Source organism: Sphingomonas sp. ACRSK (assembly GCF_022346685.1).
In the GTDB taxonomy this organism is placed as follows: domain Bacteria; phylum Pseudomonadota; class Alphaproteobacteria; order Sphingomonadales; family Sphingomonadaceae; genus Sphingomonas; species Sphingomonas molluscorum.
Window position 1 is genome coordinate 1 of record NZ_JAKRNR010000024.1, and the last position, 25,827, is coordinate 25,827.

Annotated in this window: 25 protein-coding genes and 1 tRNA gene; 13 read left to right on the forward strand and 13 right to left on the reverse strand. The window is 70.3% G+C overall.

Annotation, left to right across the window (positions count from 1 at the left end):
• Together MHZ35_RS18085 and MHZ35_RS13195 are read right to left on the reverse strand one after the other, a co-directional pair.
• The coding region (locus MHZ35_RS18085; protein ID WP_274615959.1) for a TPM domain-containing protein at window positions 1–828 on the reverse strand (828 nt) is incomplete at its 3' end.
• Window positions 829–836: 8 nt separating this feature from the next.
• The gene (locus MHZ35_RS13195) at window positions 837–1,427 is read right to left on the reverse strand and encodes a LemA family protein (RefSeq protein ID WP_125961300.1); all 591 of its coding nucleotides are present in this window, start codon (window positions 1,425–1,427) and stop codon (window positions 837–839) included.
• Between the two features lie 82 nt (window positions 1,428–1,509).
• Here MHZ35_RS13195 and mscL point away from each other — a divergent pair, with 82 nt between their 5' ends.
• Window positions 1,510–2,007: a large conductance mechanosensitive channel protein MscL gene (gene mscL, locus MHZ35_RS13200; protein ID WP_239436075.1), complete on the forward strand. Its 498-nt coding sequence runs from the start codon at window positions 1,510–1,512 to the stop codon at window positions 2,005–2,007.
• Between the two features lie 149 nt (window positions 2,008–2,156).
• On the opposite strand, the gene hisN is transcribed toward mscL, so the two are convergent.
• Window positions 2,157–2,942 carry a histidinol-phosphatase gene (hisN, locus tag MHZ35_RS13205; RefSeq protein ID WP_239436076.1) on the reverse strand — a complete coding sequence of 262 codons (786 nt, stop codon included), beginning with the start codon at window positions 2,940–2,942 and terminating at the stop codon, window positions 2,157–2,159.
• A 112-nt stretch (window positions 2,943–3,054) separates the two neighbouring features.
• On the opposite strand from hisN, the gene MHZ35_RS13210 reads away from it, so the two are divergent.
• Together MHZ35_RS13210 and MHZ35_RS13215 are read left to right on the forward strand one after the other, a co-directional pair.
• Window positions 3,055–3,618, forward strand: coding sequence for a peroxiredoxin (locus tag MHZ35_RS13210; RefSeq protein WP_239436077.1), 564 nt, complete (start codon window positions 3,055–3,057; stop codon window positions 3,616–3,618).
• 549 nt (window positions 3,619–4,167) lie between these two features.
• A complete protein-coding gene (locus tag MHZ35_RS13215; protein ID WP_125961303.1) occupies window positions 4,168–4,785 on the forward strand; it encodes a YbhB/YbcL family Raf kinase inhibitor-like protein in 618 nt (205 codons plus the stop codon).
• A 101-nt stretch (window positions 4,786–4,886) separates the two neighbouring features.
• On the opposite strand, the gene MHZ35_RS13220 is transcribed toward MHZ35_RS13215, so the two are convergent.
• On the reverse strand, window positions 4,887–5,738 hold the full coding sequence (locus MHZ35_RS13220; protein ID WP_125961304.1) for a glucose 1-dehydrogenase: 852 nt from the start codon (window positions 5,736–5,738) through the stop codon (window positions 4,887–4,889).
• A 258-nt stretch (window positions 5,739–5,996) separates the two neighbouring features.
• Window positions 5,997–6,668, reverse strand: coding sequence for a glutathione S-transferase family protein (locus MHZ35_RS13225; RefSeq protein ID WP_125961305.1), 672 nt, complete (start codon window positions 6,666–6,668; stop codon window positions 5,997–5,999).
• Window positions 6,669–6,732: 64 nt separating this feature from the next.
• Between MHZ35_RS13225 and MHZ35_RS13230 the strand changes: the two genes are divergently transcribed.
• Entirely contained in the window at window positions 6,733–7,290 is a 558-nt protein-coding gene (locus MHZ35_RS13230) for a hypothetical protein (protein ID WP_239436078.1), read from the forward strand.
• Window positions 7,291–7,294: 4 nt separating this feature from the next.
• On the opposite strand, the gene MHZ35_RS13235 is transcribed toward MHZ35_RS13230, so the two are convergent.
• A complete protein-coding gene (locus MHZ35_RS13235; protein ID WP_239436079.1) occupies window positions 7,295–8,164 on the reverse strand; it encodes a PEP-CTERM sorting domain-containing protein in 870 nt (289 codons plus the stop codon).
• Window positions 8,165–8,278: 114 nt separating this feature from the next.
• A tRNA-Gln gene (locus tag MHZ35_RS13240) sits at window positions 8,279–8,352 on the reverse strand.
• Between the two features lie 250 nt (window positions 8,353–8,602).
• Here MHZ35_RS13240 and MHZ35_RS13245 point away from each other — a divergent pair.
• The 4 genes from MHZ35_RS13245 to MHZ35_RS13260 all read left to right on the forward strand — a co-directional run bounded on the left by MHZ35_RS13245 (window position 8,603) and on the right by MHZ35_RS13260 (window position 12,587).
• The gene (locus MHZ35_RS13245) at window positions 8,603–9,646 is read left to right on the forward strand and encodes a Ppx/GppA phosphatase family protein (protein ID WP_204991306.1); all 1,044 of its coding nucleotides are present in this window, start codon (window positions 8,603–8,605) and stop codon (window positions 9,644–9,646) included.
• Window positions 9,643–10,323, forward strand: coding sequence for an RlmE family RNA methyltransferase (locus tag MHZ35_RS13250; protein ID WP_239436080.1), 681 nt, complete (start codon window positions 9,643–9,645; stop codon window positions 10,321–10,323). The genes MHZ35_RS13245 and MHZ35_RS13250 overlap by 4 nt, the downstream gene beginning before the upstream one ends.
• Before the next feature lie 264 nt (window positions 10,324–10,587).
• The gene (gene hisC, locus MHZ35_RS13255) at window positions 10,588–11,679 is read left to right on the forward strand and encodes a histidinol-phosphate transaminase (protein ID WP_239436081.1); all 1,092 of its coding nucleotides are present in this window, start codon (window positions 10,588–10,590) and stop codon (window positions 11,677–11,679) included.
• Entirely contained in the window at window positions 11,679–12,587 is a 909-nt protein-coding gene (locus MHZ35_RS13260) for a prephenate/arogenate dehydrogenase family protein (RefSeq protein WP_239436082.1), read from the forward strand. The genes hisC and MHZ35_RS13260 overlap by 1 nt, the downstream gene beginning before the upstream one ends.
• Window positions 12,588–12,865: 278 nt before the next feature.
• On the opposite strand, the gene MHZ35_RS13265 is transcribed toward MHZ35_RS13260, so the two are convergent.
• From MHZ35_RS13265 to MHZ35_RS13275, 3 genes are all read right to left on the reverse strand, one after another.
• Window positions 12,866–14,155, reverse strand: a complete 1,290-nt coding sequence (locus MHZ35_RS13265; protein WP_239436083.1) for an adenylosuccinate synthase — start codon at window positions 14,153–14,155, stop codon at window positions 12,866–12,868.
• Between the two features lie 110 nt (window positions 14,156–14,265).
• Entirely contained in the window at window positions 14,266–14,565 is a 300-nt protein-coding gene (gene sciP / locus MHZ35_RS13270; RefSeq protein WP_125961312.1) for a CtrA inhibitor SciP, read from the reverse strand.
• A gap of 86 nt (window positions 14,566–14,651) precedes the next feature.
• Window positions 14,652–14,897, reverse strand: coding sequence for a hypothetical protein (locus tag MHZ35_RS13275; protein ID WP_239436084.1), 246 nt, complete (start codon window positions 14,895–14,897; stop codon window positions 14,652–14,654).
• A 124-nt stretch (window positions 14,898–15,021) separates the two neighbouring features.
• Here MHZ35_RS13275 and mnmA point away from each other — a divergent pair, with 124 nt between their 5' ends.
• The gene (mnmA, locus tag MHZ35_RS13280; RefSeq protein ID WP_239436085.1) at window positions 15,022–16,131 is read left to right on the forward strand and encodes a tRNA 2-thiouridine(34) synthase MnmA; all 1,110 of its coding nucleotides are present in this window, start codon (window positions 15,022–15,024) and stop codon (window positions 16,129–16,131) included.
• Between the two features lie 212 nt (window positions 16,132–16,343).
• Here mnmA and MHZ35_RS13285 read toward each other — a convergent pair whose 3' ends face one another.
• The 3 genes from MHZ35_RS13285 to pdxH are packed head-to-tail and all read right to left on the reverse strand — an operon-like array spanning window position 16,344 to window position 18,672.
• The gene (locus MHZ35_RS13285; RefSeq protein ID WP_239436086.1) at window positions 16,344–17,138 is read right to left on the reverse strand and encodes a PhzF family phenazine biosynthesis protein; all 795 of its coding nucleotides are present in this window, start codon (window positions 17,136–17,138) and stop codon (window positions 16,344–16,346) included.
• A 2-nt stretch (window positions 17,139–17,140) separates the two neighbouring features.
• Window positions 17,141–18,094: a cation diffusion facilitator family transporter gene (locus tag MHZ35_RS13290; RefSeq protein WP_239436087.1), complete on the reverse strand. Its 954-nt coding sequence runs from the start codon at window positions 18,092–18,094 to the stop codon at window positions 17,141–17,143.
• Entirely contained in the window at window positions 18,091–18,672 is a 582-nt protein-coding gene (pdxH, locus tag MHZ35_RS13295) for a pyridoxamine 5'-phosphate oxidase (RefSeq protein ID WP_239436088.1), read from the reverse strand. The genes MHZ35_RS13290 and pdxH overlap by 4 nt, the downstream gene beginning before the upstream one ends.
• Window positions 18,673–18,794: 122 nt before the next feature.
• Here pdxH and ku point away from each other — a divergent pair, with 122 nt between their 5' ends.
• The 4 genes from ku (at window position 18,795) to MHZ35_RS13315 (ending at window position 25,817) form a co-directional block, all read left to right on the forward strand.
• The gene (gene ku / locus MHZ35_RS13300; RefSeq protein WP_239436089.1) at window positions 18,795–19,733 is read left to right on the forward strand and encodes a non-homologous end joining protein Ku; all 939 of its coding nucleotides are present in this window, start codon (window positions 18,795–18,797) and stop codon (window positions 19,731–19,733) included.
• A 127-nt stretch (window positions 19,734–19,860) separates the two neighbouring features.
• Entirely contained in the window at window positions 19,861–22,368 is a 2,508-nt protein-coding gene (ligD, locus tag MHZ35_RS13305; RefSeq protein WP_239436090.1) for a DNA ligase D, read from the forward strand.
• Window positions 22,369–22,449: 81 nt separating this feature from the next.
• Window positions 22,450–24,936 carry a circularly permuted type 2 ATP-grasp protein gene (locus MHZ35_RS13310; protein WP_239436091.1) on the forward strand — a complete coding sequence of 829 codons (2,487 nt, stop codon included), beginning with the start codon at window positions 22,450–22,452 and terminating at the stop codon, window positions 24,934–24,936.
• A complete protein-coding gene (locus MHZ35_RS13315; protein ID WP_239436114.1) occupies window positions 24,936–25,817 on the forward strand; it encodes a transglutaminase family protein in 882 nt (293 codons plus the stop codon). The genes MHZ35_RS13310 and MHZ35_RS13315 overlap by 1 nt, the downstream gene beginning before the upstream one ends.
• Window positions 25,818–25,827: the final 10 nt, after the last annotated feature.

Here is a 25,827-nt window from a genome sequence, read left to right on the forward strand (position 1 = left end):
GCCCCAGCCGCCACCACCACCGGAGCCGCCGCCCCAACCGCCCCAGCCGCCGCGGTCGTCGTCGTCGCGCGAGCCGTGTTCGATCGCATTGGCGATGGTCCACAGCACGATCGGCCAGTCGCTGCCGCCGCCCCCCCGCGAGCGATAGCGCCGCCCGCGCCACTTGCCTCCGCTCCCGCTCCGGCCACCCCGGCCGCGGAACATCGACAGCAGCACGAACAGCAGCACCATGCCCCAGAACACCAGCCCCAGGGGGAAGCCGCCGCCGTTGCCGCGCTTCGCCGCGGTGCTGTGGGTGCGGTCATATTCGGCGGCCGCCGCCTTGGCCAGCGCCTGCGCGTCGGCGTCGGGCAGCGACAGCTGCGTCGCCAGCGCATCGGCGCCCGCGACGATTCCGCCGGCAAGGTCGCCCGCCTTGAACCGCGGCAGGATCGTGCCGTTGATGACGACGCTCGAATAGGCGTCGGTCAGTACCGGCTCCAGGCCATAGCCGACCTCGACGCGCACCTTGCGCTCGTTAGGAGCGACCAGCAGGATCGCGCCATTGTCCGCGTCCTTCAGGCCCACCGCCCAGGCCCGGCCCAGCCGATAGCCATAATCTTCGATCGGATAGCCCTGCAGGTCGGGCACCGTCGCCACCACCAGCTGGTGGTTGGTCTGTTGCTGGAGCTGGTCGAGCTTCTGGGTGAGCGCCGCCTCCTGATCCGGCGGCAGGACGTTCGCCGCATCCACCACGAAGCCGGTGAACTGGGGAAAGTCCTGCGCCTGCGCCGTGCCCGCGCTTCCCAGCGCGAGCAGCGTCGCCAGCAGCAGCCGAACCAGCGCCATGGCCCGGCTCAGCTGGCGTTGCCGAAGTTGACCGTGGGTGCGGTTTCCGCCCCCGCCTGCGCCTGGAACGGCACCTTGGGCTTGGCGCCATAGAAGATGCGCGCGCCCACCGCGTCGGGGAAGGTGCGGATGCGGGTGTTATAGGCCTGCACCGCCTCGTTATAGTCGCGCCGCGCGATCGCGATGCGGTTCTCGGTGCCTTCCAGCTGGCTCTGGAGCGCCATGAAATTCTGGTTGGCCGTCAGCTGCGGATAGGCCTCCACCACCGTGCGCAGCTGGCCCAGCGCCTGGGTCAGCTGGTTCTGCGCCTGGCTGAACTTCTCGAACTGCTGCGGGTCGGACAGGTCGTCGGTGGTGATGTTGATCGAGGTGGCACGCGCGCGTGCCTCGGTCACCTTGGTCAGCGTGCCCGATTCATGGGCCGCATAGCCCTTCACGGTCGCGACCAGATTGGGGACCAGGTCGGCGCGGCGCTGATACTGGTTCTGCACCTCGCCCCACTTGGCGTTCACATTCTCCTCGGCGGTCGGGACGCTGTTCACCCCGCAAGCCGCGAGCAGCCCCGCACCCAGCATCGTCAGCATCGTCCGAAAGCGCATCTGTCTCTCCTCAAGCCTTGCCATCGTCGCTTGTAGCGGGGCAGGAACGCTCCGCGAAGGGCAATCGATCAACGAGGGATTCATGACGCTGTTGCACGAGTTCCGAAAGTTCGTGGCGCGCGGCAACGTGCTCGACCTGGCGGTGGGCGTCATCATCGGCGCGGCGTTCGGCACCATCACCAAGTCGCTGACCGACGACATGATCATGCCGGTGATCGGCTGGCTGTTCGGCGGCTTCGATTTCTCGAGCTATTTCCTGCGCCTGGGGCCGATCCCCGCCACCTATGCGGGCTCCCCCGACAACTACGCCGCGCTCAAGGCCGCAGGCGTGCCGCTGTTCGGCTATGGCCAGTTCGTGAGCGTGGTGATCAACTTCATCATCCTCGCCTTCATCGTGTTCCTGCTGGTGAAGTTCGTGAACCGCGCGATCGCGGTCGTGCACGAGGAGCAGAAGACCGGCACCGCACCCCCCGCCGCCGATCCGCCCGAAGTGGCGCTGCTGCGCGAGATCCGCGACGAGCTGCGCGCGCGCAGGGAGGATGCGGGCATCGCCCCCTCTTCACCCCCTTCGTCATCCTGACGGACGCAGGACCTTCGGAGATCTCTTACCGTGCTCCTGCGAAGGCAGGAGCCCAGGGCCCCAAACGCCGCAACCCGTTGCCCTGCTTGGCCCTGGATCCTGCCTGCGCAGGGATACGATAGCGCCGTGCGCCGACGGGGCCCCGCCCCTCAGTGCCCGCCGCGGCAGGCGAGCGCCTCCACCAGTTCCTCGATCCGCGCCGGGTCGCCCGCGGCGATGACCTCGCCGTTGCTCGCCGCGTGGAGCGGGTCGCCCGCCCAGTCGCACATGCGCCCGCCAGAACCCTCCACCACCGGCACCAGCGCGGCGAAGTCGTGGAGCTTCAGCCCCGCCTCGATCACCACGTCGAGATGGCCGGACGCCAGGCACGCATAATTATAGCAGTCGCCCCCCAGCACGGTGCTGCGCACGGCGCCGTCGACATGCTCGAACGCATGGAGCTGGTCGTCGGTGAACAGCGCAGGCGAGGTCGTCGCCAGCAGCGCATCGGCCAGGTCGCGACAGCGGCGGGTGCGCGCCTCCTGCCCGTTGAGCGTCGTCGGGCGCCCCACCACGCCCAGCCAGCGCTCGCGCAGGATCGGCTGGTCGATGATGCCGAGCACGGGCCAGCCGTCCTCCACCAGCGCGATCAGCGTGCCGAAGATCGGCCGCCCGGCGATGAAGGCGCGGGTGCCGTCGATCGGATCGAGCACCCATTGCCGGCCGCTGGTGCCGGCGCGCTCGCCTTCCTCCTCGCCCAGGATGCCGTCCATCGGCCGCTCGGCGATCAGCAGCCGGCGCATCGCCGCCTCCGCCTCCTTGTCGGCGAGCGTCACCGGGGAGGCGTCCGCCTTGGTCTCCAGCCCGAACTCGGCGCGGAAGCGGGGGCGGATCGCGGCGCCCGCGGCATCCGCGAGGCGCAGGGCGAGGTCGATGTCGGTCTGGGAAACGGCCATGCCCATCCCTACCCCCGGCACGGCCGCGCGCCAACCACCAAGCGGCTGCGAAGCCGCGTGACGGGGCCTGGCCACCCGGCTAGGCTGGCGCATGTCCTGCGGGAGTTCGACCATGCGTCCGATGCTGCTGATCGCTTCGTTGCTGCTGCCCTTTGCCACCCCCGCCGGGGCGGCACTCGCCCCCGGTGCCAAGGCGCCCGACTTCGTCGCCAAGGGCGCGATCGCGGGCAAGCCCTTTACCCTCCACCTGCGCTCGCAGCTCCGCAAGGGGCCGGTGGTGCTCTACTTCTTCCCGGCCGCCTTCACCGGCGGCTGCAATGCCGAGGCGCGCGCCTTTGCCGAGGCGGTCGATGAGTTCCGCGCCGCCGGTGCCACCGTGATCGGCATGTCGGCCGATCCGCTGGACAAGCTGGAGGCGTTCTCCGCCCAGCATTGCGCGGGCAAGTTCGCGGTGGCGAGCGCCACCCCGCGCGTGGTGCGCGGCTATGACGTCGCGCTGGGTCGCCCGGCTCCGGGCAAGAACGCGCCGGTCCGCACCAGCCGCACCAGCTATGTGATCGCGCCGGACGGCCGCATCCTCTACGCCCATGACGACGCCAGCCCGCTCGAACACGTCCAGCGCACGCTGGCGGCGGTCCAGAGCTGGCACCGGCAGCACGGCGGCGGGCGCAGCTGACGCGCCCGCGCGTTCCACCAAGTCGTGGCGCATTGCGCCGCACGCGCTCGGCGAGTCTCGCCAACTTGGCGCTTCTGACCGATGCAGCACTCATGTTTTCAAGCACTTAGGAAACTGGCACGACCCCTGCAAAGTCCCTGGCATCGGCCGCCGGATGGTCTGGCGGCCGAAAGGATCAGGGAGTTTCCACCATGTCGACCCGTCTCCAGACGCTGCAGTTCAGCTTCGCTTCGCTCGTCGCCGCCGTCGCCTTCGCCTCGCTGACGATCAGCGCCGCCGCATCGGTCGTCCCGGTCGCCTGACCGGGACAGCTTCTCCTTCGAACCGGAGACCTGCCATGCGCCCCTTTCTCATCGCGCTCGCATCCTTCCTCACCACCGCCACGGTGATCGTCGCGACCAGCATGCCCTTCACCGGCGGCATCGCCTGACGCGAAACCGTCTTTGCGCCCGCCCCTTGTTCCGTCTTCGCAACGAACCTTAGGGTATACCGCGGACCCAAGCCGCCGCTGAGCGGTTCTCCAGGGCGAAAGCAGCAAGAGGAACTGGGATGCTCGAACATCTACCACGCTGGCTCGGTGCGCTCCTGCACGACGTGCGCGCCGGGGCGAGCAAGCTCACCATCGTGGACCCGGCACTCGGCGACTTCGCCGCGCTGAACCTCGCGAGCCCGGCCTTTGCCGATGGCGCGCGGCTGCCGGAACGCTTCACCGCCGACGGCACCGGCGTGTCGCCGCCGCTCTACTGGACGGGCGTCCCGGCCGGCACCGAGTCGCTCGCGCTGGTGGTGGAGGATCCCGACGCCCCCGCCGCCCAGCCGCTGGTCCACGCGATCGTCTGGGGCATGCCGCCCTCGACCGACCAGCTGCGCGAGGGCGCGATCCAGGCGGATGGCGACGGCGCGCTCGACGGCAGTGACGTCGGCCGCAACAGCTATCTGCGGGAAGGCTGGCTGCCGCCCGATCCACCGAGCGGCCATGGCGAGCATCGCTATGTCTTCCAGCTGTTCGCGCTCGGGCCGGGCGAGGATCTCGATCCCACTCCCGGCCGTGGCGCCGTCGTCCATGCCATGGCCGGCCGCGTGCTCGCCGCCGGCCTACTCACCGCCACCTATTCGCGCGACGAACCCGCCGACATCGGCCCGGTCGGAAGCGCGGTACCCGCCTGAACCCCACGTGTCCCCGCGCAGGCGGGGACCCAGGGCCAAGCAGACCAACCGGCAGCATTGTGGCCCGGTGCTCCCACCCGCGCGGGAGCACCGGTTCTGGTTTACCCGTTGACGATCGTGCCGCCGTTCGGGTGCAGCACCTGCCCCGACATGTAGCTCGCGTCCTCGCAGGCCAGGAACAGGAACGACGGCGCCACCTCATTGGGCTCGCCGCGCCGGCCCATCGGCGTCGACTCGCCAAAGCTCTCCAGCTTCTCCGGCGTCGCCCCGCCCGAGGGGTTGAGCGGCGTCCAGATCGGCCCCGGCGCCACCGCGTTCACGCGGATGCCCTTCTCGATCAGGTTCTCGGACAGGCTTCGCGTGAAGGCAGTGATCGCCCCCTTGGTGGACGAATAGTCCAGCAGCTCCTTCGACCCCTGATACATGGTGACGGAGGTGCAGTTCACGATCGCAGCACCCGGCTTCAGGTGCGGCATCGCCGCCTGCACCAGGAAGAACATGCCGAAGATGTTGGTCTGGAAGGTGCGGCGCAGCTGCTCCTCGGTGATGTCGGTGATTTCCTTGTCGGCATGCTGCTCACCGGCATTGTTCACCAGCACGTCGAGCTTGCCGAACTCCGCGATCACCTGCGCCACCGCCTGCTCGCAAAACGCCTTGTCGCCGACATCGCCCGCGATGGTGAGCGCGCGCCGCCCCTCGCCGCGCACGATCTCCGCGGTCTTCTCCGCGTCGTCATGCTCGCACAGATAGACGATCGCGACGTCCGCGCCTTCGCGCGCATAGAGCGCCGCCACCGCCCGGCCGATGCCGCTGTCGGCGCCCGTGACGATCGCCACCTTGTCCTTCAGCCTGCCGGAGCCGGGATAGCGCGGCGTCCAGTCCGGCTTGTCGTCCATCCGGCTCTCATGGCCGGGCAGCGCATCCTCATGGATCATCGGGTCGAAGTCGCTCATCGCGGAAGGCCTTTTCGTCTCTGGGGGTTAGCCGGAGAACGGGAGGCCGCAGCTGATGTTCCGACGTGGTCGCCTCGGCCCGATTGCCCCTTACGCCCACCCCGTTTGTCTCGAGTAGGGATCGAGCCCGTCGAGAGCCCGTATCGAGAGAGCCACAACAACCGGTCTCTCGATACGCCGTCTCGACGAGCTCGACGGCTACTCGAGACAAACGGCAGAAGGTGAGGATTCGACGCTCCTTTTGAACGTCGAGCGATCCTACAGGTCGAGCTTCTCGTAATCCGGCGGCGGCGCCACGCCCTCCATCCGCTCGGCGAGCAGCGGGCGGAAGCTCGGGCGGCTCTTCATGCCGACGTACCAGCGCTTGGCGGTGGTGTGCGTCTTCCAGTCGATCCCGCCCAGATAGTCCGCGACCGAAATCTGCGCCGCGGCCGCCAGATCGGCCAGGCTCATCGTCGCCCCGCCCAGCCAGGCGCGGTGGTCGAGCAGATAGTCGATGTAGTCGAGATGCTCGACCGCCGCCTTCATCGCGTCGCGCAGCGCGCGCGTGTCGGGCGGCAGGCGATGGACGATGCGCTTCTCCATCCGCTCCAGCAGCAGCGGCCCGGTGATCTCGCGGAAGAAATGCGTGTCGAACCAGGTGACCAGCCGGCGGATCTCCGCCCGGTCGGCCGCGGTGCCGTTCAGCATCGCCGCCTTGTCGACGGTCTCCTCGAAATATTCGCAGATCGCCATCGAATCGATCAGCGTGACGCCGCGCTCGACATCCACCATCACCGGCGTCTGCCCGGCGGGGTTCAGGTCGAGGAACTCGTCGCGGCGCGCCCAGGGCGATTCGCGCACGGGTTCGTAACCGACGCCCTTTTCCGACAAGAGCAGGCGGACCTTGCGCGAAAAGGGACACAGCGGGAATTGCAGGAGCTGCCACATGGCTTTGCTGTTAGGCGGGCGGGAAGGCGGGCGGAAGGGGCTTGATGCAGGACGGGCATAGAGAATGACGGCAGTGCTGTGGCTTGCGGGCGCGATCCTGCTGGCGGAACTGTCGCGCCACCGTGCCGCCTGTGCCGGCGCGGTGCTGCTCGCCTGCCTGTCGGGCACGACGCTGCCGGACCTCGACCTGTCGCTGGGACTGGTCCACCGCAGCATCCTGACCCACGGGCCGCTGCTGCCCGCCCTGCTGCTGCTCGGGCCGCCTCGCTGGCGTCCCGCCGCGGCCGGGCTGGCGCTCGGCATCGGCCTGCACGTCGCCGCCGACACCTTTCCCAACGCCATGACCGGCTATGCGACCGTGAAGCTGCCGTTGGCCGGCTCGATCGGCGCCACCGCCTCCTACCTCTGGCTCGCCGCCAATGCCCTCGCGCTCACCATCGCGGGCGGAATGCTGCTGGCGCGCGAGTTCCCGCCCAAGTGGCTGGCGGGGCTGCTGGCGGGCAGCGCCGCGATCGGCATCGCCTATCTGTTCGTCACCGACGGCGGCTGGCCGGCACTCGGCATCTACGCCGCCTTCGGCTGGCTCGCCGTCCGCCAACGCAAGCAGGCGCGGATCGGCTGACGCCTCAGCGGCAGCGGGTGCCCGGCCGCGTCGCCTCCCAGGCCACCGCCTGCAACCGCTCCGCCATGTCGCTGCCGATGCCGAGCTCGATCGCCGAAGCCTCCTCGCGGCCCAGCGTCCGCGGATCGCGGCCGGTGATCTCGGCGAACACGATCAGCGCCTCCAGATAATAGCCGTACACGCTCGCGTGATACTGGTCATAGGACCAGAGCGGTGCCTGATCGTAAGCGATGCCGTCATAGGGGTTCGCATCCGCGACGCCGCGCGCCATCGCGCAGTTGAAGCCCTCGCCCACCGGCAGCACGCGCGTGCCCGGCCGCACCGTCGCCGCCCGGTCGTAGGCGCGACGCAGGTCGCGGGCCATCGTCTCGATCGGCTTGCCCTTCCACGGGCTCGGCTTCTGGAACACCAGGTCCGGCCGCGACCAGGTCGCCATCAGCCGCAGGTCGACCTTGGGATTGCGTGCCGCGAACAGGGCGGACAGGCGCCGCACGCCTTCCACCAGCCCGGCGGGATCGCCCGGCTTCTCCGGATCGAGGGTGCTGTATTCCTGCAGCACGACATGGTCCCAGGCGCGGTCGAACCGGTCGCGCCGGTTCTGCCAGTGCCAGTTGAGCGTGCGGCCCCCGGCCGTCTCCAGTGACACCTGATAGTCGAGCCCGGCCTGGTCCGCGAACCGCTTGAACAGCGCCGGCACGCCGCCCAGCCCCTCGCCGTTCAGGTCGGTGACGGTGTCGGGACGATATTTCCATGCGGGCGAGTTGGCGCCGAAGGTGAAGCTGTTGCCGACGAACAGGATCGTCTCCGCCCCCGCGGGAACAGCCCCCGCCAGCAGCGTGGCCGCCACGATCCCGATCCAGCGTGCGAACTTCATGCCTCTCTCCCGATGCGCCGCCTCTTCGGCCGCCCGCCGCTTCATCGGCATTCGGCGCGCAACTGCAACCGCCTTTGCACAAGGCGGGAGAAAAGATCCGGCGATGTGAGAGAGTGGATGCCCCGCGTGGATTCGAACCACGATTGACGGAGTCAGAGTCCGTAGTCTTACCATTAGACGACAGGGCAACGTCGTGAGGGCGCGCTGTTAGGGGGCGCGCGCGGCGCGGTCAAGCCTGTTTTCACGCGAATGCGCGATCGACGCGCGGCGCACGCTCCGGCGACCCCAGCGGGCGCCCCGTCGCGGAACCCGTCTTCGCCGCCGTTCCGGTTCCAGCCTCGCCTTGCCGTTGCCAGAAGGTTCCGCTAGCTTTTCCGTCAAGCACCGAGCGGCGGATCTCCGCCGTGACGGAACAGAACATAAGAAGAAAGTGACGGCATGGGGGAATCCACCGCCCGGTTGCCGCACCGGCGGGGCGTTGCCCCCGCCCGTTCGGGACCACATGCACCAGCGCAATCGCGCTTTGCCAAGGCGCGCCATTTCGCGGCGCTGGACCTCGGCACCAACAACTGCCGGCTGCTGATCGCGCGGCCGCAGGGATCGGGCTTCGCGGTCGTCGATGCCTTTTCGCGAATCGTGCGACTCGGCGAAGGGCTTGCGGCGACCGGCCGGCTGAGCGAAGCCGCGATCGAACGCACCATCGCCGCGCTCCGAATTTGCGCCGACAAGCTGCGCCGTCGCAACGTCACCCTGTCGCGCGCGGTCGCGACCGAGGCGTGCCGGCGCGCCACCAACGGCGCCGACTTCATCCGGCGCGTACATGAGGAGACCGGTATCTTTCTGGACGTGATCTCGGCCGAGGAGGAGGCCCGCCTCGCCGTGCTCGGCTGCCATGCGCTGCTGGAGCCGGGCGACGGCCCGGCGCTGGTGTTCGACATCGGCGGCGGCTCGACCGAACTGGTCCTGCTCGACACCGCGGGGCCGGTCCCCAGGGTCGTGGACTGGCACAGCACCCCCTGGGGCGTGGTGTCGCTGACCGAAAGCCTGGGCGCCGGTCGCGCCGCGCCGATCGCCAGCGGCGCGTTCGACGCCATGCGCGCCTGCGTGTCCGAAAGCTTCGCGCCCTTTGCCGCGCGCCTGCCCGAGGTCACCGGCCAGCGCCGGCTGCTGGGCACCAGCGGCACCGTGACCACGCTTGCGAGCGTCCATCTCGGCCTCGACAGCTATGATCGCTCGGCGATCGACGGGCTGATCGTGCCGGCCGACGCGATGCGCCAGGTCAGCCGCCGCCTCGCCGGGCTGGAGCTCTCCGGCCGCGCCAAGGTGCCCTGCATCGGCCCGGAGCGCGCCGACCTGGTGGTGGCCGGCTGCGCTATCCTGGAGGCGATCCTGGACCTGTGGCCGGCCGAGCGCCTCGGCATCGCCGATCGCGGCATCCGCGAAGGCATTCTGCGCCGCCTGATGCAGGGGCGCTACGCATGAGGGGCGCACCTCCCGGGCGCCAGCGCGTCCGCACCGCCCGCGGCCGCACCGCCCAGTCGACCCGCTGGCTCGAACGCCAGTTGAACGATCCCTACGTCAAGCGCGCCAAGGCCGAAGGCTATCGCAGCCGCGCCGCCTACAAGCTCCTGGAGCTGAACGAGCGCTTCCACCTGTTGCGCGGCGTCAAGCGCGTGGTCGACCTCGGCATCGCGCCGGGCGGCTGGTCGCAGGTGGTGCGCAAGCTCGCGCCCTCGGCCGCCATCGCCGGCATCGACCTCTTGCCCGTCGATCCGATCGACGGCGTCACCATCTTCCAGCTCGACTTCCTGCACGAGACGGCTCCGGACCTCCTGCGCGAGGCGCTGGGCGGCGAGGCGGACCTGGTCATGTCGGACATGGCGGCCAACACCGTCGGCCATCCGCAGACCGATCACCTGCGCACCATGGCGCTGGTGGAGGCCGGCGTGATGTTCGCCTGCGAAGTGCTGCGACCGGGCGGTGCCTTTGTTGCCAAGTCGCTGGCGGGCGGCGCGGACAATGCCCTGATTGCGGAACTCAAGCGCAACTTCCAGTCCGTGAAGCACGCCAAGCCCCCGGCGAGCCGCAAGGGTTCGTCGGAATGGTATGTGATCGCCCAGGGCTTCAAGGGCCGGGCGAAGGTGGCGGCGGAGGAGTAAGCGGCCGGCGGGCCCGCCGCGAGGGGGACCTCCCCTGCCAGCTGCAACACCGTACCCCGGCGAAGGCCGGGGCCCAGTCGGGATGTCCTGGCGAGGGAGCGCACACCACCGAAAACTCCGTAGCTGGACCCCGGCCTTCGCCGGGGTACAGGTCTGCCTGCGCCTACGGGTTCAGGGACGAAGGACGAGCTTACCACGGCTCCGTGTTTCCACGCCCCCACCCACGCCTTGCCTTCGGCGAGGCGTTGCGCCACTCCCCACGCCATGAACGCTCCCGCTCCCAAGCCCTGGGTCCTCGACATCGCGCCCTATATCCCGGGCCGCGCGACCAACGATGGCGGCCGGCCGGTCGTGAAGCTCTCGGCCAACGAGAACCCGCTGGGCACCTCGCCGGCGGCACGCGCCGCGTTCGAGGGCGCCCACTCGAGCCTGGAACGCTACCCGGACCCCAGCGCGACCGCATTGCGCGAAGCGCTCGCCGCCGCCCATGGCCTGGATCCTGCGCGCGTGATCTACGGCACCGGCTCCGACGAGCTGCTGCACCTGGCCGCCGGCGCCTATGCCGGCCCGGGGGACGAGGCGATCTACGTCCGCTACGGCTTTGCGGTCTACGACATCGCGATCCGCCGCGTGGGTGCGACCCCGGTGGTGGCGCTCGACCGCGACTATGCGACCGACGTCGACGCGATCCTGGCCGCGGTCACCGATCGCACCACGCTGGTCTATGTCGCCAACCCCAACAACCCGACCGGCACCTTCGCGCCCGCTGCGGAGATCGCACGGCTGCACGCCGGACTGCCGTCGCACGTGCTGCTGGTGCTCGATCAGGCCTATGCCGAATATCTGGAGCCGGAGGACGACGATCTCGGCCTGCAGCTGGTGGAGGCGCATGAGAACGTCTTCGTCACCCGCACCTTCTCCAAGATCCACGGCCTTGCCGCCGAGCGGATCGGCTGGGGCTATGGCTCGGCCGCGGCGATCGACGCGATGCACCGCATCCGCGCGCCCTTCAACGTCACCACCGCAGGCCAGATGGCGGCGATCGCCGCGGTCGGCGACACCGACTTCGTCGAGCGCAGCCGCGCCCACAACCGCCAGTGGCGCGAGTGGCTGGCGGGCGAAATCGCCGCACTCGGCAACGCCGGCCTGCGCGCGGTGCCCTCCGAAACCAACTTCCTCCTCGTCCTGTTCGAGGGGCCGGTCTCGGCCGAGACCGCGTACAAGGGGCTGATGGACGCGGGCTACATCACCCGCTGGCTGCCGGGCCAGGGCCTCGCCAACGGCCTGCGCATCACCATCGGCACCGAAGGGCAGATGCGCGGCCTGGCCGAGGCGCTGCGCGGGATCGTCGGCTGATGCTGCCCTTCGCCCGCGTCGCCGTGATCGGCCTGGGGCTGATCGGCTCGTCGGTCGCGCGCGCCGTGCGCGAGGCGATGCCGAACGTCCGCCTCACCGGCCACGACGCCGACCCCCAGGTGCGCGAAACCGCGCGCGCGCTCGCCCTCGTCGACGACGTCGCCGACCATCCCGGCGCCGCCGTCCTCGATGCCGAGCTGGTGGTGTTGTGCGTGCCGGTCGGCGCGATCGGCGCCGTCGCGGCAGAGCTCGCGCCCGACCTGCCCGAAGGCGTGATCGTCACCGACGTCGGATCGAGCAAGGCGAGCGTCGCCCAGGCGCTGGCCGAGGCGCTTCCCGGCGTCGCCGTCGTCCCCGCCCACCCGGTCGCCGGCACCGAACGCTCGGGGCCGGAAGCGGGGTTTGCTTCGCTGTTCCGCAACCGCTGGTGCATCCTGACGCCGGCCGAGGACGCCGACCCCGTCGCCGTCGAGCGCGTCGCCGAATTCTGGCGCCGGCTGGGCGCCGACATCGAGCAGATGGCGCCCGAGCACCACGACCGCGTGCTCGCGGTCACCAGCCACCTGCCGCACCTGATCGCCTACACCATCGTCGGCACCGCCTCCGACCTCGAGGAAGTGACCCAGAGCGAGGTGATCAAATATTCGGCTGGCGGCTTCCGCGACTTCACCCGAATCGCCGCGTCCGACCCGACCATGTGGCGCGACGTGTTCCTCAACAATCGCGAGGCGGTGCTCGACATGCTCCAGCGCTTCTCGGAGGATCTGTCGGCGCTCCAGCGCGCGATCCGCTGGGGTCAGGGCGACGAGCTGTTCGACCGCTTCACCCGCACCCGCGCGATCCGCCGCTCGATCGTCGAGCAAGGCCAGGACGACGCCCGCGCCGACTTCGGCCGCAGCCACGAGTAGGGGGGTCTCAAACCCCTGTGGTACCCCGGCGAAGGCCGGGGCCCAGTTGGGTAGCAGGCCGTGATGGAGCATGCCCTCGCCGTGCTCCTGCGAAGGCAGGAGCCCAGGGTTCCGGGCATAACCGCCGTTGCTCTGCTTGGCCCTGGATCCCCGCCTGCGCGGGGATACGGTGAAGGGGCGAACGGGCCTGCTTCTTGAGCCAGCGCGCGGCGGGTGTGCCGCGGCCCACCACCGCCTTCCCAACTGGGCCCCGGCCTCCGCCGGGGCACAAGTACGCCTCAGTCCGCGAACGGATCCCGTACCAGGATCGTGTCCTCGCGCTCCGGGCTGGTCGACACCAGCGCCACCGGGCACTGGATCAGCTCCTCGACCCGGCGGATGTACTTGATCGCCTGCGCCGGAAGCTCGGCCCAGCTGCGCGCGCCTGCCGTCGACTCCTGCCAGCCCGGCATCGTCTCGTAGATCGGCTCCACCTTCGCCTGGTCGGCGGCGTGGGCGGGATAATAGTCGAGCGTCTCGTCGCCGAGCTTGTAGCCGGTGCAGATCGAGATTTCCTCGAACCCGTCGAGCACGTCGAGCTTGGTGAGCGCGATGCCGGTCACGCCGGAGACCGCGACCGACTGGCGCACCAGCACCGCGTCGAACCAGCCGCAGCGGCGCTTGCGGCCCGTGACGGTGCCGAACTCATGGCCGCGCTCGCCCAGCCGCTGGCCGGTCGCATCCTCCAGCTCGGTCGGGAACGGGCCCGAACCGACGCGGGTGGTATAGGCCTTGGCGATCCCCAGCACGAAGCCGACCGCGCCCGGACCCAGGCCCGAACCGCCTGCCGCGGTGCCGGCGATGGTGTTGGACGAGGTGACGAACGGGTAGGTGCCGTGATCGATGTCGAGCAGCACGCCCTGCGCGCCTTCGAACAGGATGCGACGGCCGCGGGTACGCGCCTCGTTCAGGTCGCGCCACACCGGGCGTGCGAACGGCAGCACGAAACCCGCGATCTCGCGCAGCTGCTCGAGCAGCGCGGCACGATCGATCGGCGGCTCGCCGAAGCCGGCGCGCAGCGCGTCATGGTGCGCGGAGAGGCGATCGAGCTGCGGCTCGAGCGAATCGAGATGGGCCAGGTCGCACACGCGCAGCGCGCGGCGGCCGACCTTGTCCTCATAGGCCGGGCCGATGCCGCGGCGGGTGGTGCCGATCTTGCCGGCGCCGCTCGCATCCTCGCGCAGACCGTCGAGGTCGCGGTGGAACGGCAGGATCAGCGTGCAATTGTCGGCGATGCGCAGCGTGTCGGGGGTGACCTCGACGCCCTGCTCGCGCAGCCGCGCCACTTCGTCCCGAAGCGCCCAGGGGTCCAGCACCACGCCGTTGCCAATGACGGAAGGCGTGCCGCGCACGATGCCCGACGGCAGCAGCGACAGCTTATAGGTCTTGCCATCGACCACCAGCGTATGGCCGGCATTGTGCCCGCCTTGGAAGCGGACCACCACATCGGCACGCTCCGCCAGCCAATCGACGATCTTGCCCTTGCCCTCGTCGCCCCATTGGGCGCCGATTACCGCCACGTTCGCCACGCCAGTTCCTTTATATGCGTGAAAAGCGGGGCCGCCCTAGAGCGCGGGGGCGCCCGCGTCCACCCGTAGAGGCCACGCGCGGCGCAGCGGGCAGCCGGGACGCCGCCCGATCAGTATTTCTGCTGGCGCTCGTAGAGCGAGCGATAATGCTGGATGCGCGTCACGCGCAGCCCGGGCATACCCGACCGGTCGATCGCGCGCTGCCAGCTGGCGAATTCCTCGGGCGAAAGCCTGTAGCGGCTGCAGACCTCGTCGATGGTCAGCAGCCCGCCGTTCACCGCCGCGACCACCTCCGCCTTGCGCCGGACGACCCACCGCGTCGTATCGGGCGGCGGCAGCGAGTCGAGCGTCAGCGGCTCGCCTAGCGGCCCGATCACCTTTGCGGGACGGATCTTCTGGTTCTCGATCATCTTCTACCTCTAGGGGCGCCGGCCTGCCCCAACACGACCGGCTCCCGGTTCTGATCCCTGTTATGCCTCGCGGGTAAAGATTCCCTTCACCCCTGCCCTTCCCGCGGTGCCACGCGCGGCGGGCGCAGCGCTTCCGCAACCGCCGGATGGAACGCCCCGTGGCGCGGCGACAGCAAGCCTTCGCTTGCCCGTGCCATGGCGACCTTTGCCTGCACCCGGGCGGTGGCGCTTGCCGCCTGGCGCGCGCTTGCCCCCGCAAGCAGCACGGCCAGATCGACGGGCAGGGCGGTAACCGCAATGCCGCGCTCCAATCGGGCGAAACTCAGGTCCAACGAGGCTCCTTCCAACCGTTCGGTAGCCGTCCGGTCTAGGGAAAGATGCTAAACAGCCCGTAAAAGCGGCTCCCTTCCGTCCTGCTTTTTGCATCCGCTCGTCGCGCCTCCTATGTGGCCGCCCATGATCGAAGGCGATTTCCAGCTCGAGTCCCCGGTGCGCGCACGCCGCATCGTCGTCGCCATGTCCGGCGGCGTCGACAGCTCGGTGGTGGCCGCACTGGCGGCCCGTACGGGTGCGGAGACGATCGGCGTCACCCTCCAGCTCTACGACCATGGCGCCGCGATCGGCCGGGCGGGCAGCTGCTGCGCCGGTCGCGACATCCGCGACGCACGCGCGGTGTGCGACAGCCTGGGCATCGCCCACTATGTCTTCGACCATGGGACCAGCTTTCGCGAGAACGTGATCGACGACTTCGCCGACGAATATCTCGCCGGCCGCACGCCGATCCCGTGCGTGAAGTGCAACATGGGCCCCAAGTTCACCGACCTGCTCGCGCTCGCCCGCGATCTGGGCGCGGACTGCCTGGCGACCGGCCACTATGTCCGCCGGGTGTTCGGGAGCGAAGGCGCGGAGCTCCACCGCGCGGTCGATCCCGCGCGCGACCAGAGCTATTTCCTGTTCGCCACCACCCGCGCGCAGCTCGATTTCATTCGCTTCCCGCTCGGCGGCATGCCCAAGGCGCGGGTGCGCGAGATCGCCGCCGAGATGGGGCTTGGCATCGCCGCCAAGCCCGACAGCCAGGACATCTGCTTCGTGCCCGACGGCGACTATGCCGGGCTGGTGAAGAAGCTGCGCCCAGGCGCCGACGCCGGCGGCGAGATCGTCGACCTGGAAGGCCGCGTCCTCGGCCGCCACGCCGGCCTCGTCGGCTTCACCGTCGGCCAGCGCCGCGGCATCGAGATCGGCGGCCAGCCCGAGCCGCTCTATGTGGTCCGGCTGGAGCCGGAGAACCGGCGTTTGGTGGTCGGTCCGCGCATCGCGTTGGCGGTGGGCGCGGCGCGGCTTGCCGACATCAACTGGCTGGGCGGCGACCGCGGCCAGCCGCTCACCGCCAAGGTCCGCTCGATGGCCAAGCCCGTGCCCGCGCGGCTAGAGGGCGACCGGCTGGTGTTCGAGGCTCCGGAATATGGCGTGGCACCCGGCCAGGCGGCGGTGCTCTACGCCGGCGACCGCGTGCTCGGCGGCGGCTGGATCGCGGAGACCGAGTCGGCAATAGCGCTGGCCGCCTGAGGTTGAGCAGCACCCCGGCACCACCCATCCCCGTTCGTCTCGAGTAGCCATCGAGTAGCTGCGTCAGCAGCGTATCGAGAGGGCGTATCGAGAGACAGGTTGGCGCGCGGAACCGCACCTCGACACGAGCTCTCGATACGCGCCTTGCGGCGCTACTCGGTCTCTACTCGGCACAAACGGCAGAGGATTGGGACGACACGCCCCCCCCACCCTCACGGCAGCAGGAAACTCCCCTCGATCACCGTGACGCAGCGCCCGCCCAGAACCGCGCGCTCCCCGTCCAGCCGCACGTTCAGCCGGCCGCCGCGCGCGCTTGCCTGATAGGCGGTGAAGCGGTCGCGCCCCAGGCGCTGCGTCCAATAGTTCGCCATCACCGCATGGGCGGAGCCCGTCACCGGGTCCTCGGCAATGCCGCAGCCCGGTGCGAACACCCGGCTGATCACGTCGGTGTCGCGGCCCGGCGCGGTGACGATCACGATCGCCTCCCCCTCCACCATCAACCCCGCGGGATCGGGCTGGAGCTGCTCGACCGTCTCGGCATGCGCCACCACCGCCAGCGCATAGCCGTTGGCGTGCCACAGCGTCTCCTCGACCGCACACCCCAGCGCCGTGACGATCTCCGGCAGCGGCTTCGGCTCGGGCGCCCAGGCGGGCAGCACCATCGCATAGCCGTCCCCGTCGCGCGCCACCTCCAGCACCCCGGCACGACGCGTGCGGAACCGCACCCGCTCCAGCGCGGGATCGGCCGACAGCAGCGTGTGGCCGCTCGCCAGCGTCGCATGGCCGCACAGCATCACCTCCTCCGTGGGGGTGAACCAGCGCAGCTCACGATCGGCCTCGCCGCTCGCGTCGGGCACCAGGAAGGCGGTCTCCGACAGGTTGTTCTCGGCCGCGACCTGCTGGAGGATCGCATCGTTGGGCCAGGCATCGAGCTGGAGCACCGCCGCCGGATTGCCGCCAAAGGCCGCGTCGGCGAACGCATCGACCTGCGTGAACGGTACCCGCATGCTCATCCTCCCACCCGCTTGCCGAACCAGTGCGGTGTCACGTCCGCTTCCACCAGCGGATTGTCGGTGTCGACATGCCCCTCGGGATCGAGGTGGATCAGCACTTCCACCCGCGGATAGGCGCGGCGCAGGTTCTTCTCCACCGCCTCGACGATATCGTGCGCCTCGGCGACGCTGAGCGTGCGGTCCACCTCCATGTGGAACTGCGCGAAGTCGTGGCTGCCGGAGCGGCGCGTGCGGAAGTCATGGATGCCGCGCAGCCCCTCCTGGCGCGCCGCCACGTCCAGGAATGCCCGCCGCTCGGCCTCGGGCCATTCCTTGTCCATCAGCTGGTCGATCGCCTGGCTCGACGCGCGGAACGCACCCCAGGCGAGCCACAGCGCGATGGCGATGCCGAACACCGGATCGGCCCCGGACCAGCCGACATAGTGGTCGAGCGCGATCGCCGCGATCACCGCCAGGTTGAGCAGCAGGTCCGACTGATAGTGGACGCTGTCCGCGCGCACCGCGACCGATCCGGTCTTGCGGATGATGGAACGCTGATAGGCGAGCAGCGCAAAGGTGCCGACGATCGCCACCATCGACACGCCGATGCCGAACTCGGGGTCGGCGGTCTCGCCCGGCTCGGCAAAGGCGGCGATCGCGCGCCAGGCGATACCGACGGCGGAAGCCGCGATCAGCGCCACCTGGAACAGCGCCGCCAGCGCCTCCGCCTTGCCGTGTCCGAAGCGGTGGTCGTGGTCCGCCGGCGTCGCCGCCAGCCGCACGCCGTACAACGTGACAAGGCTGGCGAGCAGGTCGAGCGCGGTGTCGGCAAGGCTGCCGAGCATCGCCACCGAGCCCGTGGTCCACGCCGCCACGCCCTTGAGCGACAGCAGCGCCAGCGCCATCGCGACCGAGGCGATGGCGGCGCGCACCGCATAGGGGATGATCCGCCCGCGCTCGGCCTCGGTCATGGAAACAGCAGCCCCTCGGTCCAGCCGTCCGCCGTGCGGGTGAACAGCCGCCGCTCGTGCAGGCGATAGGCGCGGTCCTGCCAGAACTCGATCGTGTCGGGCACGACGCGATAGCCGCCCCAGTGCGGCGGGCGCGGCACGTCGCCGCCCGCAAAGCGCGCCTGCACCTCGGCGAACCGCTCCTCGAAGCGCTCGCGCGCGGCCAGCGGGCGCGACTGGAGCGACGCCCAGGCGCCCAGCTGCGAGTCGCGCGGTCGCGACGCGAAATACACGTCCGACTCGGCATCGCTCGCCTGCACCACGGCGCCTTCGATCCGCACCTGCCGGCGCAGCCCCTTCCAGTGGAACAGCAGCGCCGCCTGGGGATTGGCGGCCAGGTCGGTGCCCTTGCGGCTCTCGCGATTGGTGTAAAAGACGAAGCCCAAGTCCGGGCCATGGCCCTTCAGCAGCACCTCACGCACCGACGGGCGCCCGCCCGCGTCCGCCGTGGCCAGCGCCATGGCATTGGGGTCGTTGGGCTCGCTCGCCGCGGCTTCGTCCAGCCAGGTGTCGAACAGCGCGAAAGGGTCGGTCGTCATGCGCGGCCCTATACGCCCGTTGGCGCGGTTTCGCACCCCTGGCCCTTGCGGTGATTCCGCCGGGCGGCGGGAACGACTCTTTCTCCTGGGAATTGAATCGGTTGCGCAACAAGGAAACGGCGATGGCGGCAAGGGCGTATTGGCAGGGGCAGATACGGCTAGCGCTGGTGTCGATCCCCGTGGAAATCTATCCGGCGACCAAGTCGGGCGCGGCGGTCTCCTTCCGCCAGATCCACGAGCCGACCGGCAAGCCGATCAAGTACGAAAAGAGCGTGGCCGGCGTGGGCCCGGTCGATCCCGACGAGATCGTCAAGGGCTACGAGGTCGAGAAGGGCAACTACATCCTGCTCGAACAGGATGAGATCGACGCCGTGAAGCTCGAGTCCAAGAAGACGCTCGAGCTCACACAGTTCGTCGACGCCGACGAAATCGACGTGCTCTACTATGAAAAGCCCTATTTCGTGGTGCCCGCCGACGACCTCGCCGAAGAGGCGTTCATCGTCCTGCGCGAGGCGCTTCGCCGCAGCAGGAAGGTGGGCCTGGGCCAGCTCGCGCTGCGCGGCCGCGAATATGTGGTGAGCCTGAAACCCTGCGGCCGCGGCATGATCCTGGAGACGCTGCGCTACGCCGACGAGGTGCATCGCGCGCAGGGCTATTTCCGCGACATCCCCGACGAGAAGCCGGACGAGGACCTGCTCGACCTCGCCGAGACGCTGATCGCGAAGAAGACCGCGAAGTTCGATCCGCAGGAGTTCCACGACCGCTACGTCGATGCACTGAAAGACCTGATCGAGCGCAAGAAGAAGTCCAAGGGCAAGATCGTCGATACCACCGACGACGAGGACGCCCGCCCCACCGGCTCCAACGTCGTCGATCTCATGGCCGCGCTCAAGAAATCGCTGGAGAAGCCCGGCGACACCAGCGGCAAGCCCGCGCCCAAGAAGCGCACGACGAGCAAGGCGGCGAACGACGCGGCCGAAGACAAGCCCGCGCGCAAGACGGCCGCGAAGAAGCCGGCCGCGAAGCCCGCCGCCAAGGCCCCGGCCCGCAAACGTGCTTGAGTTCCCCCCAGCCCGCGACACCCATATCCCGGCGCAGGCCGGGATCCAGAGCCCAGCGGTGCAACGGCCAGTGAGTCCCACCTGGACCCCGGCCTCCGCCGGGGTACGCGAGGGGAGGACCCGCTAAATGCCCAAGACCGACCCCCTCGCCCTCTACAACGCCAAGCGCGACTTCAGCCGCACCGCCGAGCCGGCCGGCACGCTGGAGCCCGGCCACGGCAACCGCTTCATCGTCCAGAAGCACGACGCGACCCGCCTTCACTGGGACTTCCGCCTCGAACTCGACGGCGTGCTCAAGAGCTGGGCGGTGACGCGCGGCCCCAGCCTCGATCCCGACCAGAAGCGGCTGGCCGTGCGGACCGAGGACCATCCGCTCTCCTACGGCGATTTCGAAGGCACCATTCCCAAGGGCGAGTACGGCGGCGGCACGGTGATGCTGTGGGACGACGGCACCTGGGCGCCGATCAAAGGTAAGTCCGCCAAGGACCTGGAGAAGGGCCATCTCCACTTCGTCCTCGACGGCGAGCGGATGAAGGGCGAGTGGCTGCTGATCCGGCTGAAACCGCGCGGCCGCGAGAAGAACGAGAACTGGCTGCTGCGCAAGATCGACGACGCGGAGGCCGGCGGCGCCGACACGCTGGTCGAAACCGCGCTCACCAGCGTCAAGACCGGCAGGACGATGGACGAGATCGCCGCTGGCAAGAAGGCCGCGACCAAGCCCAAGGCGAAGACGGCTGCCAAGACGGCCACCAAGACCGCCGCCAGGCCCGAACCCCGCGCCCCGGCCAAGTCGCGCGCAAAGACCGCGCAAGCCGGCAAGCGCCCCGCCTTCACCGAACCGCAGCTGTGCACGCTGGTCGACGCCGTGCCCGCCGGCAACAGCTGGCTGCACGAGGTGAAGTACGACGGCTATCGCGCGCTGGTCGCGATCGGCAAGGGCGGCCCCACCATCTACACCCGCAGCGGCCTCGACTGGACGCCCAAGTTCCCCGGGATCGCCGAGGCCGCCGCCGCCATCCCCGCCGGCAGCGCGCTGATCGACGGCGAGATCGTCGCCTTCAAGGACGGCCGCCCCGATTTCTCGACGCTGCAGGAGGCGATCAGCAACGGCGGCGACATGGCCTTTTTCGCCTTCGACCTGCTCGAGGTGGACGGCGAGGATTTGCGCGTCCTGCCCCAGGTGCAGCGCAAGGACCGACTGCGCCCGCTGATCGAGAACGTCGACGCGCGCCTCCACTATTCCGAGCATGTCGTCGGCGCCGGCGAGAAGCTGTTCGAGGCGATGTGCCGCGAAGGCTATGAGGGCGTCGTCTCCAAACGCGCGGACGCTCCCTATCGCGGCACCCGCACCAAGGGGTGGTTGAAGACCAAGTGCATCCGCCGGCAGGAGTTCGTGATCGTCGGCTGGTCGCCCTCCACCGCCGCCAGCCGCGGCCTGCGCTCGCTGCTGCTGGCGGTGAACGGTCCGGACGGGCTCGTATACGCCGGCAAGGTCGGCACCGGCTTCAACGCCGACACCATCGACGACCTGCGCCAGCGCCTCGACACCATCGCCACCAAGACCCCGCCGGTCTCCGTCCCCCGCGCGGCGGCACGCGGCGCGCACTGGGTGAAGCCCAAGCTCGTCGCCGAAGTCGCCTTCGCCGAATTTACCGCCGAGCAGGTCATCCGCCACGCGAGCTTCATCGCCCTGCGCGAGGACAAGCGCCCGGAGGAGGTGGTCGCCGAAACGCCCGAGGCCGCACCGGCCCGGACCAAGGCGGAGGTGCCGACCTCCTCGATCAAGATCACCAACCCGGACCGGGTGATCTTCCCGGAGGACGGCGCCACCAAGGGCGATCTCGCCACCTACATCGCCCAGGTCTCGCCGATCATGCTGCCCTGGGTCGCCAATCGCCCGATCAGCCTGGTCCGCTGCCCGCAGGGGCGCGCCAAGCAATGCTTCTTCCAGAAGCACGACGCCGGCAGCTTCGGCGACCATGTCGATCACGTCGACATCCGCGAGAAGGACGGCTCGACCCAGCCCTATCTCTATGTCCGCGACCTCGATGGGCTGATGGCCTGTGTGCAGATGGGCACGATCGAGTTCCACGGCTGGGGCTCGCGCGCCGAGGATGTCGAGCGCCCCGACCGGCTGGTGTTCGACCTCGATCCCGACGAGGGGCTCGACTGGAAGGACGTCCAGCGCGCCGCCGAGGACCTGAAGCGCCACCTCGCCGACATGGGCCTCGCGAGCTTCCCGATGCTCTCGGGCGGCAAGGGCGTGCACGTCGTCGTGCCGCTCACCCCCCAGGCCGAATGGCCGGCGGTGAAATCCTTTGCCGATCGCTTCGCCCGCGCCCTGGCCGCCGCCGAGCCCGAGCGCTTCACCGCCACCATGTCCAAGGCGAAACGGGTCGGCCGCATCTTCATCGACTGGCTGCGCAACCAGCGCGGCGCCACCGCGGTCATGCCCTATTCCGCGCGCGCTCGCCCCGGCGCCCATGTCGCGGCCCCGGTCAGCTGGGCCGAGTTCGGCGACATCGAGACCCCCAAGCGCTTCTCGATCCACGATGCCGCCGAGCTGATCGAGCGCGCCAACGGCCGCGGCCTTGCCGGCTGGGGCATCGCCGACCAGCCCTTGCCCGATCTTTGACGGGGCACGCCGCCACCGCGAACGGTTGCGCCGCAGCACGGATTATGGTCGACACCCTCCAGCTGCAACCGGAGTGTTGAATTGGCGAGCCCCGCCCTAGCCAGCCTGTTCGACGCTCGGACGATCGCCGGCCGCTGGGCCGCCGACTATTGCGCGCAGGCGCCTGCCGGCGACGTGCTGTGCGACTCGACGGACCGTACCGCCTGGCTCGCCGCGCTGGAGGAGCTTGCCGCCACCGCCGGCGACTCGCTCGATCACGCCCGCGAACGCGCGCAGCGCCAGGCCGACGACGTCGGCCTCGGCCACCGCATGCCCGGCGAGAGCGAGGAGCGTCGCTGGCCGCTGTCGCCGGTCCCGCTGCTGATCGACAGTGACGCGTGGCAGGGCATCGCCGCCGGCATCGCCGAACGCGCCGAGCTGGTCGAGGCGGTGACCGCCGATCTCTACGGCCCCGGACGCCTGGTGTCGGAAGGGGCGATCCCCGCCGCGCTGGTCACCGGCAGCCCCTTGTTCCTGCGGCCGATGGTCGGGGTGACCCCGCCGGGCGGCCACCATCTCCATTTCTTTGCCGCCGACCTCTGCCGCGACGCGGACGGGCGCTGGCGCGTGCTCGCGGACCATCTGCGCGCGCCGGTGGGCGCCGGCTATGCGCTGGAGAACCGGCTGGCGATCGCGCGCACGCTCGGCGGACTGCAGGGCCGGCTCAATGTCCGCCGGCACGCGCCCTTCTTTGCCGCCATGCGCGACGGCCTCGCCGCCACCTGCCGCCGCAGCGAACCGCGCATTGGCCTGCTCACCCCCGGCCGGCTCAACCCCAGCTATGCCGAGCAGGCGCATCTCGCGCGCTACCTGGGCTTCCTGCTGGTCGAGGGCGCCGACCTCGCCGTCCGCGACGACCGGCTCTACGTCCGCACCATCGCCGGGCTAAAGCGCATCGACGCGCTGTGCCGCCGGGTCGATCCCCGCCTGCTCGATCCGCTCGCCTTCGACGCCAGCTCGACGATCGGCGTGCCCGGCCTCGTCGACGCGATGGCCGCCGGCAACGTCGTCGTCGCCAACGCGCCCGGGGCGGGCATGCTCGAGGCACCCGCCTTCTCCGCCTTCCTGCCCGCGCTGGCACAACGGCTCAACGGCGCCCCGCTCCAGCTTCCCAACATCGCCACCTGGTGGTGCGGCCAGTCGGCCGAGCGCGCGCACGTCCTCGCCAACCTGGACCAGATGGTGGTGGCGCCCGCCTTCGGCGCCGTGCCGCTCGGCCTTCCGGGCGGCGGCCCGGTGCTCGGCGCCGATCTCGATGCCGACGCCCGCCGCCTGCTGGCCGAGGACATGGCCCGCCGGCCGCAAGACTATGTCGGGCATGAGGTGGTGCGCCTCTCGACCATGCCCTTCGTCGAGGGGGAGCGGCTCGCCCCCCGCCCCTTCACGCTGCGCGTCTTCGCCGCGCGCGACGCGGACGGCCGGTGGGCAGTGCTTCCCGGCGGCTTCGCGCGCATCGGGGGGGAGGCGGACACCCGCGCGACCGTGATGGGCGAGGGGAGCTGGTCCGCAGACGTCTGCGTCCACGGCGCCGATCCGGTGCCCCCGGTCTCGCTCCTGCCCGTCGCAGGCGCGGTCGAGCTACGCCGCAATCCCGGCACCCTTCCCAGCCGCGTCGCCGACAATCTCTTCTGGCTCGGCCGCTACCTCGAGCGGGGCGAGGCGCTGCTGGGCGCGACCCGCGTGCTGCTCGGCCATTCGATCAGCGCCGACAACGGCGCCGCGCTCGCCGACGAGACGGTCGCGCGGCTGGTCGCGCTGATCGCCGACGCAGGCGCCGCCCCCGCGCCCGCCGGCCACCGCCGCCGCGAGCTCGTCGAGTTCGCCCGCGTCGCGATCGACGGTACCGAGGGCCAGTGGCACAACGTTCGCCAGATCAACCGGCTGGCGGCGGGCATCGGCGCCATCTCGCGCGATCGGCTGTCGGCGGACATGATGCGCCTGCTCGACGCGCCCCACCCCAGCCGCGGGGGGCTGCTCGACCGTGCCGGCTCGCTCCAGCGCCGCTACGCCGCCTTGGCCGGGCTCTCGGCCGAGCACATGGCGCGCACCGACGCCTGGCGCTTCCACGATCTCGGCCGGCGGATCGAGCGGGCGCTCGCGATCACCCGCGCGCTTCGCACCTTTGCCGGCTGCCAGGCGACCTCGGACGACCTCTCCACCCTGCTCGACCTCGCCGACAGCCAGATCAGCTATCGCCAACGCTATCTCACCAGCTTCGGGCGCCTGCCCGTGCTGGACCTGGTCGCGCTTGATCCCGGCAACCCGCGCGCCATCGCCTTCCAGGTGGGGGCGATCGCCGAGCATCTCGCCCGGCTTCCCGTGCTGTCCGACTCCGGCATCGCCGAGCCGCAGCAGGCACTCGCGACCGCGGTCCAGGCGATGGTCACTACCGCCACCGCCGCCAGCCTCGACCCAGCCGCCATAGGCGCACTGGAGGCCAGGCTCATGGACCTCTCCGACGCGATCGCCGCGCGCTACTTCCTCCAGGGGGCCGAGCCATTGCGCGGCTCCGGGCTGACGCTCGCATGATGCGCTATGCCATCCGCCATGTGACCCGCTTCGAATATGCCGATGCGGCGGGCTTCGCGCGGTGCAACCTCCGGCTCAAGCCGATCCTCTGGTCCGGCCAGACGCTCGACGACTACCACCTCTCCGTGGAACCGGGCGGCGAGATCGCCCCCGCACGCGCCCAGGCCGGGCTCGCCAACGTCATGCGGCTGGTCGTCGAAAAGCCGGAGCGCGAACTCACCATCGAGAGCCGCGCGCGGATGACCGTCGATCGGCCGCTGCCGATGCCCGCCGCCGACGACCCGGCCCTGGCCGAGATCGCCGCCTGGGCGCGCGACAGCCGCGACGTCGGCCCGGCGAGCCCCGCCAGCTATCTCTTCCCCTCGCCCCACATCCCGCTCGACCGCGATATCGGCGCCTGGTGCGCCGAGGAGCTCGATCCGGACCGCGGCGCGCTGGAGGCGGCGATCGCGCTTGCCCAGCGCATCCAGCGCGAGTTCGCCTTCGACACCACCGCCACGCTGGTCGACACGCCCCCGCACGTCGCCTTCGCCCAGCGCGGCGGCGTCTGCCAGGATTTCGCGCAGATCATGATCTCCGGCCTGCGCGCCGCCGGGCTGCCCGCCGCCTATGCCTCGGGCTATCTGCGCACGCTCCCCCCGCCGGGCCAGCCGCGGCTGGTGGGGGCGGACGCGACCCACGCCTGGGTGCTGCTGTGGTGCGGCGACCGGCTCGGCTGGATCGGGGTCGATCCGACCAACGGCATCTGGATGGCGAACGACCATGTCATCGTCGCCGTCGGCCGCGACTATCCGGAAATTGCGCCCATCGACGGGGTGGTGCTCGGCTCTGGCGCCCAGACCATGTCCGTCTCGGTAGACGTCGCGCCGCTGGAGGAGTGACGCCCCCCCT

Coding starts and splice junctions, on each gene's coding strand:
- MHZ35_RS13230 (WP_239436078.1), top strand. CDS start 6,733: ATGACGGCAGTGCTGTGGCTTGCGGGCGCGATCCTGCTGGCGGAACTG.
- mnmA (WP_239436085.1), top strand. CDS start 15,022: ATGATCGAAGGCGATTTCCAGCTCGAGTCCCCGGTGCGCGCACGCCGC.
- MHZ35_RS13235 (WP_239436079.1), bottom strand. CDS start 8,164: ATGAAGTTCGCACGCTGGATCGGGATCGTGGCGGCCACGCTGCTGGCG.
- MHZ35_RS13315 (WP_239436114.1), top strand. CDS start 24,936: ATGCGCTATGCCATCCGCCATGTGACCCGCTTCGAATATGCCGATGCG.
- mscL (WP_239436075.1), top strand. CDS start 1,510: ATGACGCTGTTGCACGAGTTCCGAAAGTTCGTGGCGCGCGGCAACGTG.
- MHZ35_RS13210 (WP_239436077.1), top strand. CDS start 3,055: ATGCGTCCGATGCTGCTGATCGCTTCGTTGCTGCTGCCCTTTGCCACC.
- MHZ35_RS13215 (WP_125961303.1), top strand. CDS start 4,168: ATGCTCGAACATCTACCACGCTGGCTCGGTGCGCTCCTGCACGACGTG.
- MHZ35_RS13250 (WP_239436080.1), top strand. CDS start 9,643: ATGAGGGGCGCACCTCCCGGGCGCCAGCGCGTCCGCACCGCCCGCGGC.
- MHZ35_RS13195 (WP_125961300.1), bottom strand. CDS start 1,427: ATGCGCTTTCGGACGATGCTGACGATGCTGGGTGCGGGGCTGCTCGCG.
- ligD (WP_239436090.1), top strand. CDS start 19,861: ATGCCCAAGACCGACCCCCTCGCCCTCTACAACGCCAAGCGCGACTTC.
- hisC (WP_239436081.1), top strand. CDS start 10,588: ATGAACGCTCCCGCTCCCAAGCCCTGGGTCCTCGACATCGCGCCCTAT.
- MHZ35_RS13285 (WP_239436086.1), bottom strand. CDS start 17,138: ATGCGGGTACCGTTCACGCAGGTCGATGCGTTCGCCGACGCGGCCTTT.
- MHZ35_RS13290 (WP_239436087.1), bottom strand. CDS start 18,094: ATGACCGAGGCCGAGCGCGGGCGGATCATCCCCTATGCGGTGCGCGCC.
- MHZ35_RS13260 (WP_239436082.1), top strand. CDS start 11,679: ATGCTGCCCTTCGCCCGCGTCGCCGTGATCGGCCTGGGGCTGATCGGC.
- MHZ35_RS13245 (WP_204991306.1), top strand. CDS start 8,603: ATGGGGGAATCCACCGCCCGGTTGCCGCACCGGCGGGGCGTTGCCCCC.
- ku (WP_239436089.1), top strand. CDS start 18,795: ATGGCGGCAAGGGCGTATTGGCAGGGGCAGATACGGCTAGCGCTGGTG.
- hisN (WP_239436076.1), bottom strand. CDS start 2,942: ATGGCCGTTTCCCAGACCGACATCGACCTCGCCCTGCGCCTCGCGGAT.
- pdxH (WP_239436088.1), bottom strand. CDS start 18,672: ATGACGACCGACCCTTTCGCGCTGTTCGACACCTGGCTGGACGAAGCC.
- MHZ35_RS13220 (WP_125961304.1), bottom strand. CDS start 5,738: ATGAGCGACTTCGACCCGATGATCCATGAGGATGCGCTGCCCGGCCAT.
- sciP (WP_125961312.1), bottom strand. CDS start 14,565: ATGATCGAGAACCAGAAGATCCGTCCCGCAAAGGTGATCGGGCCGCTA.
- MHZ35_RS13225 (WP_125961305.1), bottom strand. CDS start 6,668: ATGTGGCAGCTCCTGCAATTCCCGCTGTGTCCCTTTTCGCGCAAGGTC.